Here is an 8,529-nt window from a genome sequence, read left to right as displayed (position 1 = left end):
AGCCGTGTGCAGTGAAAGTTGCAAGCACGGTTCCGAATGGGAGGGAGAGGATAGTAATATCTTCTCTCGACCCTAACTAGGACACGATTAATTACACAAAACTATGGGCTACAAGCCTTATAGAGTAAAAAATTAGCAAATAATCAGTTTGCAATTAATTCTATTCAATTACTTGATGCAACCGAGTTACTCCGTCGGGGGAGTGCTACGGCGCTAATTAATCAAGCTTTGGTTGACCAAAGTCAGATACAACAACTGTCTAATCATGAGGAAGCTACGAAATAGCTTTCTGCTAGTGCTGCTAAAAACCCTAATTGATTTTTGAACCAGTATCCATCATAAGGGCGATCGCATCTACATACTGATTTTCCACCATCAACTTTTTGTCAGTGCTGGCACAAATTTTTCGCTAAACACCTCAATAAACTGCTCTTGTTCTCGGTTAACGTTGTCCAAAATTAGTTCACCCAACCCCTATTCAATATCTTTTTGCAACTACTCAATATGCTGCTCTGGGTCTGCCGAGATGTGGAGGTGTTGATATAACTCCTCTGGTTTCACAAACTCCCCGGTGGCATCAAATTGATTTGGTGTTATCAGTTCGGTCAACATTTTGCTTCTGAAGATGTTACTACGCCATTTATCGTGAGCGCCTTGTAGTGCTTTCTCTGCATTACTGTCATAGGAAAGCTGCACTTTCAAAATCATTGGTTTCCCTTCTCCCCCACCGCGACGAAACGCATCGACGACTTTTTTTAATTTTTCAGGTGGGCGAGAAGTAGTAATTAATCCATCAGCCCAACTGCCCAACCATTCTGCTGTTTCTGGGGTAACTGCCGCGCCGATAATTAATGGGAGAATTTCCGGCCGGGTATAGAGTTTTGCATCTTCTACGCACACTAAACCGCGATGGGTGACGGTTTCTCCTGCCCAAAGGGCGCGGATAATATCGACACATTCTTTGAGGCGCGTGTTGCGGCTCTTAGTAAGTCAAGTCACTTATCCCCAGTAATATTTATCGTTCAACGCTTGACCGCTGCCAACCGTGAGCCAAAAACTATTTGGAAACATTTCTGCCAACGTTGCCGCAGCTTGGGCAATAATAGCCGGATGATACCGCTGTCCGGGAGCGCAAACAACCCGATAGGAAAGCCTCGGCGTTGCTTGCATTGCTGCACCCAACCAAGACCAAGCAAAACCACTTTGTCCTTGCGCTTCACTCCAAGGATGAAAGTGATCGGAAGAAAGGATGTGGGTAAAGCCAGCTTGTTCGGCCATTTGGACATATTTCAGTAGTTCGCTGGGCTTAAACTCTTTGTGGGAAGCATGATAACCAATTTTTGCTATCAGTTTTTAGGAGTTTTGAGTTGACTAGGGGCGGTGCATCCTTATCCTCCCTGAGTTTTTAGTTAAAATATCCAGACTTACAAGCAGGTGATTGAATCAAGACGCCTACTAAAAGTTATGAGTTTTGAGTTAGATAAGTTTTGACTTCACCCAAAATAATCTTGGACTCAAAATTCATAACTTTCTGTATAACGGTTAAGCTTATGAGCGGAAAATTCGCCTATAGCGAGCTTCAATTACCGAGTAAATTCCATAGGCAATTAAACCCAAAGGTACTAAACCCAAAATCACTGGACTAAAAGGCTGTTGTCCCAGAATTGCCAACACCTCGCCCAATCCCTTCGTTTGACTGGCATCCGATAGCCTTGCTGCTTGAATTAAGAAAAAACCGATTATAACAAAAACAATTCCACGGGCAGCAATTCCGAATCGACCCAACCGTGTCGCCCAATTTTGCTCGCTTTGGCTCATTTCTTCTAGCTTGAAATGGCGGCGAAATTTGGCTTTATATGCTTCATAAAAATAAGAAAATCCTACACCAATAACAATTGATCCTGCCAATCCTACCAGCCATTGTCCAAACGGTTGCGCTAAAATTTGGGCTGTCAAATCTTGGGTTGTATCGCTATTACCACCGCCCGAACCAATTATCAGTTTTACAGCCGTTAAAGCCAAACCTGCGTAAGCTAAAGCACTTAAGGCGTAGCCAATGCGTTGGGCAATTCGCTTGGCATCCATTTTCTGTCCTTGGTGTTCTGGATCTAGAATTGTCTGAACGATACGCCAAAGGGCATAACCAATAATGCCAATCGTTACCAAAAATAGCATAAATTTACCGAAAGGTTGGTTAACAATGGCTGATAATGCACCGGTAGTATTGGTTGTCCTGCCGCCCATACTAAAGGCTGCTTGTGCTGCTAAAAAACCGACAATAAAGTAAACTAAGCCTTTTGAAGCATATCCCAATCTTGCCAGTCGCTCAAACCAGGCATGAGAAGCTGCTTGTCGAATTGATTGTTGAATGTTGTCGGTGGGTGAGTTCTGCGGTTTCATATCTTTTATACTTTAGTTGTTAACGGTGGCTGGCCTAGGCATATGGTGAGTTCCTTTCCAGTTAAATGAGTTTTTAAACAAATAATTTATGTTATTATCTATTAATTTAATAATTAGCTTGTTTAGAATTTTTTTTCATCAGTCTTGAGCGGGAGTGTCAGCGGTTGATTGATTTATAAATTTCACATTTATTAGCCTTGACAAATCTAGCTTTATGGGCTATGAGATAGCTTCGATGATGGAGCAGTCGGCCAGCAGTCTAGTATATCTTTGATTCAAACTTGTTTAACCAAAGTTTTAATAACAATTATAATTGACGGCGCTAAAAATAATTCCAAAAAAAACAATGAAAATCTAAATGCTGTCTAGAGTGTTAATGTGTAATTGGAAAGCAAATATCCCTGCTTTTTCATAAGGAGCTGGGTGACCAAATTCCCTGCTGCCATTTGTTTAATTGGGAAATATAGCAACAACACCTCACCTGCTTTCCAATACTAATCTAATAAAGGCAGCCCTGCTAAAATTACGCTTAAAAATTAGCCGATATAGGGAATAAAAGCGCACATAAATGCCACAACTCCGTTGACACAAAGCAGTATCACTTGCCAAACAAAGCAATAATGGTTGTAATATACAAAGCATAAATCATTTATGAATTTATTACTGCCTCCCTGAACTCGCGGGGAAGGTGGGGTGGGGTAAAAGATTTATGACTACTGCAAGGATTGCTATAACAGATTAATATGCGAATTGGTTCACATAAAAATCGTTTTCACTTGTTGGGTTAAATGGTCAATACTCGGAAGGCGATAAAAAATTTGTCCGGGTAATCTTGCTTGCAACGAATAGCTTCCAACTCGCATATGAATAGTTGGGAATCTGGAATAGCTGCCCTAACTAGCTTATGGATGTTGTAAGAATGGATGCGCCCCAGTGCGGGAGTTGAGAATCAAGCATCTATCGCTAATACTCCGATCGCACTTAACTCAAAGCTTTATCATAAATTTTTCCTCAATCATCTTCCATCAGGTGGATATTTTCTTATGGCATCAGACAGATGGCAAGGTTGGGCTAGTTAGATTAAATAGAGATAGAAGCAAGATTTTGAAATGGTGAACAAAGACAATAGACGTTTTGCCTAAGTCGATTTTTAAGACTCTAAATTCCCATTGTCGCAAAAAGTTGATTGTTCAGAACCGGGAGGATTTTAGGAAAATCAAATCAACCACAACGGCAGTGACTGTGTTGAGTTCAACCTTTTATTTACCGGAAATTGCCGAATTCGGTACCCAAACATCCGGCATCCTGTCCTGCCCTTAACTGACTTTTCAGGAAAACTCTAATAGCTAACCACAAGGCGCTCGCTTGCGACAGGAAGACAAGCAGAACCTATTTCTTACGTCGTTTGCTTTGATGCTCAATTCAGAAATAAGGTGTATATAATGAATCAACTGAATCAACCAGAATCCTTGTCGCAACCGCTGATCCAAAGCGATTTCGTTGCTACTTTTCGCTTGTTTAGTAGATTTAGTTTCTGGATACAGTTATTCTTTGGTGCTGTTTCCGGCATTGTTTTATTATTTGCTATGTTGGGTCGCAACATGAGCGAACAAACCAATAATGCAGGTATTGGTTTCGGAGTATTTTTAGCAATAGTTGGTCTGTTATTGCTGTGCTTTAGAATTTTTTGGGATTTTCGCTATAGGCTTTTAGGGCGACTTTTGCACGCAGAAAATTCCCAGGTATATCCCAGCAAAGAACATATTACTCACACCTTACGGATTGGATTAGTTTCTAGTTTGGTGGGGGTATTAATCGCGTTTGTGGCTTCTGAAGAAACAGTGGCTGTAGTTCTAGCGAAAACTCTTAGTCAACCGCAAGCGATGGCAGCTTATGCGCCAGAAAATGTGATTCGTTCCCTAGATATTTTTGTGACGATGGCTAACGTCAATCTGATTGGCGCTCACTTTTTTGGAGCTGTTACTTCTCTTGGGTTACTCAATTGGGTAGAAGAGTAGTTGGCAAAATTAGCGATCGCTAAAGGGAAACACAACTCCTATGCAGTCAAGACTTACAAGCGCTGGCCGATTTAACTAAGGTTTTTGGTTTTACACTGTCTTGGCAAAACAGAGCGAAGACAGTGCAGCTACAAGCTAAACAAGTTGGCTATTTTGATGAACATCTAATCAGAAATGAGTAGCGATTGTTGCCGCTAATGGTAGTCAGCTTGAGCAACTTTTTTTAAAAGGTAATTTATTTATTCTGTTGAGAGAGCTTCCATCTACATTTATATTGATTTATATATTTTTAACTGGGACAAACAAAACTAAGGCTCATATTCCGAAATATAATCTATAGCCGTGGCATTCAACTTCCTAAATAACCCTGTCAACGGGTTTCTGAACAAAGCCGTGTTATACAGTTTCTCTATTAGGAAATGTACTTAGCAGATTAGGTAAAAAACCCGGTTTCTGGCGCCCCTCCGTAAGTCTTATATATAATGAATTTTTAGGCGGGCATAAAAAATTCTCCTTTGAGGTAGGGCTGATGTTTCCAGTGTGGTTGCAGGCAGGATTTTGGGGTTTAGTGGGGGGTTCGGCGCTGCTACTGGGAGCGGCGGTGGGTTACTTTGTCAGCATTCCCCAGCGCGCGATCGCGACAATTATGGCTTTTGGCGCCGGTGTGCTAATTTCAGCGCTATCCTTTGAACTGATGGATGAAGCTTACAAGCGCGGCGGTTTCGACTCGACGGCGATCGGCTTTTTGGGTGGCGCTGCTGTCTACACAGCCGCCAATTGGTTTTTGAGTCAACAGGGAGCAAAACACCGCAAGCGATCGGGCGCTTTGCACCCAGCTAAAACAGAGTCAGGCGATGGCGGATTAGCCATCGCCCTCGGCGCGCTGTTAGACGGGATACCGGAGTCGATCGTCATTGGTGTCAGCATGATTTCTGGAGGCGCTGTCAGTTCGGTGACAGTAGCGGCAATTTTCCTCTCCAACATTCCCGAAGGACTCTCTAGCGCCGCCGGCATGAAAAAAGCAGGGAGATCGATCGGTTACATTTTTGGAGTTTGGGGCGCGATCGCACTTATTTCCGGTATCGCAGCATTATTAGGATATACCCTTTTTAGCCACTTTTCTGCGGAAGTAATAGCCGCTACTACCGCCGTAGCAGCAGGGGGTATTTTAGCCATGATCTCAGATACTATGATTCCCGAAGCATTTGAGGAAACTCACGATTTTGCTGGACTAATTACTGTCTGCGGTTTTTTAGCTGCTTTTGTACTCAGTAAGTTAGCAGAAAGATAATAGATAATTAGCGATCGCTCATCACTAATGTAGAATTGCTCATTACTGAGAGTTATAGTGTTTTTGATATAGACACAGATGAATTGGATATGTTGCCAAGCTGTATCGAACCACAAAAAAGCTTATAATTCACATTAAAGTTCGCCGCCGGTCAAGAGGTGTTGGAAAATTTATGTGCGTCAACTTAGGGCAGATCCTGCACGAAAGCTACAAAATTATCGCTTTGTTGGGACAGGGAGGGTTTGCTAAAACCTATACGGCTGCACAAATAAACCAACCAAATCATCCTCTGTGCGTTGTTAAGGAAATTCCTTTTCCCTCATCGAACGATCGCCACGTCTTGGAGATGGCAAGAAAGCGATTTGAAAGGGAAGCTAGCGCTTTGCGCCGTCTAGGAAAGGACTCGCGCATTCCCGAATTATTCGATCGCTTTGAAGAAAACAACCATTTTTATTTAGTTCAAGAATACGTTCAAGGACATCCGCTCAATCAAGAACTCGCTGCAGGCGATCGGGGGAATGAGAAAAAAACCGTTGCTTTGTTGCGGGAAGTTCTAGAAATATTAAAATGTGTCCACCAAGAAAATATAATTCACCGCGATATTACACCTGCTAACTTAATTCGGCGCGAAACAGATAAAAAAATTGTTCTAATTGATTTTGGGGCGGTCAAAGAAATCAGCACTTTTACCTCTAACTCTACAGGTGAAATATTCACATCGCAGGCGATCGGCACCAGCGGTTATATGCCGGCCGAACAATACAATCCGCGCTCTCTCCCGCAACCCTACAACGACATTTACGCTCTCGGAATTATCGCCATCCAAGCTCTCACCGGGCAACGTCCCACCAATCTGCCGCAAGACCCCGAAACTGGGGAAATTGTCTGGGATTACTCGACGCCCGATCGTCCTGCGGTACAAGTTAGCGACAAGCTCAAAAATATTTTAACCAAGATGGTGCGTTTCCACTTTCAAGACCGCTACCAATCTGTGGATGAAGTTTTGCAAGATTTGGATTTGTCGATCGTCGCACGGCCCGATTTACCCAAAACTTCGCGGAAGTTGCGATCGGGCTTTTGCTGGCTGCTCTTAGCTGTTGCGGGAATCGCGGCTTTTGGGGCGATCGTATTTTTAATCCCCAGAATTTCTCCGCAACCAACGTTGCCTACACCCTCCGCCGATGGTGTAAGTTCCGGCGAAAAACTCTTAGTGCAAACCTCCGCCCTGTGGTCAAAACAAAGGGGAATCAATGAGTTTGCCGACTCAAATTATCCCGAAGCTTTAAAATTGCTCAAACAGTCCTGGCGGGAAGACCGCAGAGATCCAGAAACTTTAATTTACATCAACAATGCTTTGCTGAAGGCAATAAATGCAGAATATTACACGATCGCAATTGTTGTTCCTATCCGCCGCAATCAGGACGGCAGCATTCTCAACGCAAATTTAGCCGAAGAACTGCTGCGCGGTATTGCTCAAGCTCAAACCGAAGTTAATTTAAGTCTCATCACACCCAATGACAGCAGCAATAAAGATTTTCCCGGTCAAGGATTTCTCGAACCAAAAGCTATTAAAAACAAAGGTCTCAAAGTCATCATTACTGATGACGGAAATATCAAATCTTACGCCGTCCAAAGGGCTAATTCACTGGTCGCCCAGCCCGATATTTTAGCAGTCATCGGACACTACACCAGTGACATGACTGTGGAAACAGTAGATATTTACAATCAAAATCAACTAATCGCCATTTCTCCGGGAAGCACCACAGAAGAACTGACGCGAAAACCGCGAAAATTTTTCTTTCGCACGGCTCCGACAACTAGCATAGAAGCTGAAGCTTTAGTAAATCAACTGTTCTTGGTCGATGAGAAAAAAGTTGCAGTATTTTACAATCCCAACAGTCCGTTCAGCGCTTCTTTGTGGGAAGAATTCAAAAAGCAATTTAAAGCAAAAGGAGGCTCGACTTTTAGGCTAAGTAATTATTACGATTTATCTAAAAATAATTTTAACGCCGAAGCAGCAATCAAAGAAGTTGAGAAAGCAGGAAAAACAGCCTTACTTGTCATTCCAGACGGTCAAGTCACTAATTCCCTAGAAAATGCGATCGAAATGATTAAAGCTAACGCCGATCGCAATTGGATTGTCGGGCCCTGGACTCTGTACGAGCCGAGAACGTTAGAAGTAGCAAAAGAGCTAAAGTCTATTGAAAAACTAGGAATATCCCTGTTTTGGCATCCGCTAGCAAGCTTTGACAAAAAGTTTCCTATAAACGCGGAAAAATTATGGGGAGGCCCGGTGAATACTCGATCGGCCTTAACCTACGACGCCGCCCGGACGCTGATTAAAGCGCTAGAAATGCAGGCACAACCCACTCGCGAAGGAATGCAAAAAACCTTAGCAGATCCAAACTTTAAAGCCGAGGGAGCCACGGGTATAATTGAGTTTGACTCAAAGACTGGAAATCGGAAAAATCCTCCCAAACGAGTAGCGCATATTGTACCCTGTTCTACAACAACATATGGCGTTACCTTTGTGCCTATCGAATTTCCCACCGCTGCAGCTGCAGGTTTAAAGTGCGATTGAATTGATATGTTGTGGCATTGTCAACAAACCTTTCAAGGGCTGGCAGGATGCCCAGCCCGCAAGAAAAATTACTCTTTGTGGAACAGGCCGAAAAGCGTTGTTAAGCATGATGCAATATGTGGGAGTAATTGATATCTTGTGGGATTGTCAACAAACGGTCCGGGACGAGTTTTACCAAAAATAATTGCCTAAAACCAAAAATCTCATAAACCCGCCCCCACCCGACGATAAAATCCTGG

Annotated in this window: 4 protein-coding genes and 1 pseudogene; 3 read left to right on the top strand and 2 right to left on the bottom strand. The window is 43.0% G+C overall.

Features of this window, described 5'->3' with window-relative positions; translation table 11 throughout:
- Nucleotides 1-495: 495 nt before the first annotated feature.
- A pseudogene (locus tag QUA53_RS10955) lies at nucleotides 496-1,338 on the bottom strand (TIGR03885 family FMN-dependent LLM class oxidoreductase).
- 210 nt (nucleotides 1,339-1,548) lie between these two features.
- Complete coding sequence (locus QUA53_RS10950; protein WP_333096950.1) at nucleotides 1,549-2,400, bottom strand: DUF1206 domain-containing protein; 852 nt, start codon at nucleotides 2,398-2,400, stop codon at nucleotides 1,549-1,551.
- A 1,442-nt stretch (nucleotides 2,401-3,842) separates the two neighbouring features.
- Here QUA53_RS10950 and QUA53_RS10945 point away from each other — a divergent pair.
- The 3 genes from QUA53_RS10945 (at nucleotide 3,843) to QUA53_RS10935 (ending at nucleotide 8,290) form a co-directional block, all read left to right on the top strand.
- Entirely contained in the window at nucleotides 3,843-4,418 is a 576-nt protein-coding gene (locus QUA53_RS10945; protein WP_333096953.1) for a DUF3611 family protein, read from the top strand.
- Between the two features lie 529 nt (nucleotides 4,419-4,947).
- A complete protein-coding gene (locus QUA53_RS10940; protein WP_333067968.1) occupies nucleotides 4,948-5,709 on the top strand; it encodes a ZIP family zinc transporter in 762 nt (253 codons plus the stop codon).
- A gap of 172 nt (nucleotides 5,710-5,881) precedes the next feature.
- On the top strand, nucleotides 5,882-8,290 hold the full coding sequence (locus QUA53_RS10935) for a bifunctional serine/threonine-protein kinase/ABC transporter substrate-binding protein (protein ID WP_333096954.1): 2,409 nt from the start codon (nucleotides 5,882-5,884) through the stop codon (nucleotides 8,288-8,290).
- The last annotated feature ends 239 nt before the right edge of the window (nucleotides 8,291-8,529 follow it).

Origin of the sequence: Microcoleus sp. Pol12B3 (genome assembly GCF_036701355.1) — a bacterium.
Taxonomy (GTDB): Bacteria; Cyanobacteriota; Cyanobacteriia; order Cyanobacteriales; family Microcoleaceae; genus Microcoleus.
Note: the sequence above shows the minus strand (reverse complement) of the source record. Positions and strands in the feature narration are given on the sequence as shown.

Coding starts and splice junctions, on each gene's coding strand:
- QUA53_RS10950 (WP_333096950.1), bottom strand. CDS start 2,400: ATGAAACCGCAGAACTCACCCACCGACAACATTCAACAATCAATTCGA.
- QUA53_RS10945 (WP_333096953.1), top strand. CDS start 3,843: ATGAATCAACTGAATCAACCAGAATCCTTGTCGCAACCGCTGATCCAA.
- QUA53_RS10940 (WP_333067968.1), top strand. CDS start 4,948: ATGTTTCCAGTGTGGTTGCAGGCAGGATTTTGGGGTTTAGTGGGGGGT.
- QUA53_RS10935 (WP_333096954.1), top strand. CDS start 5,882: ATGTGCGTCAACTTAGGGCAGATCCTGCACGAAAGCTACAAAATTATC.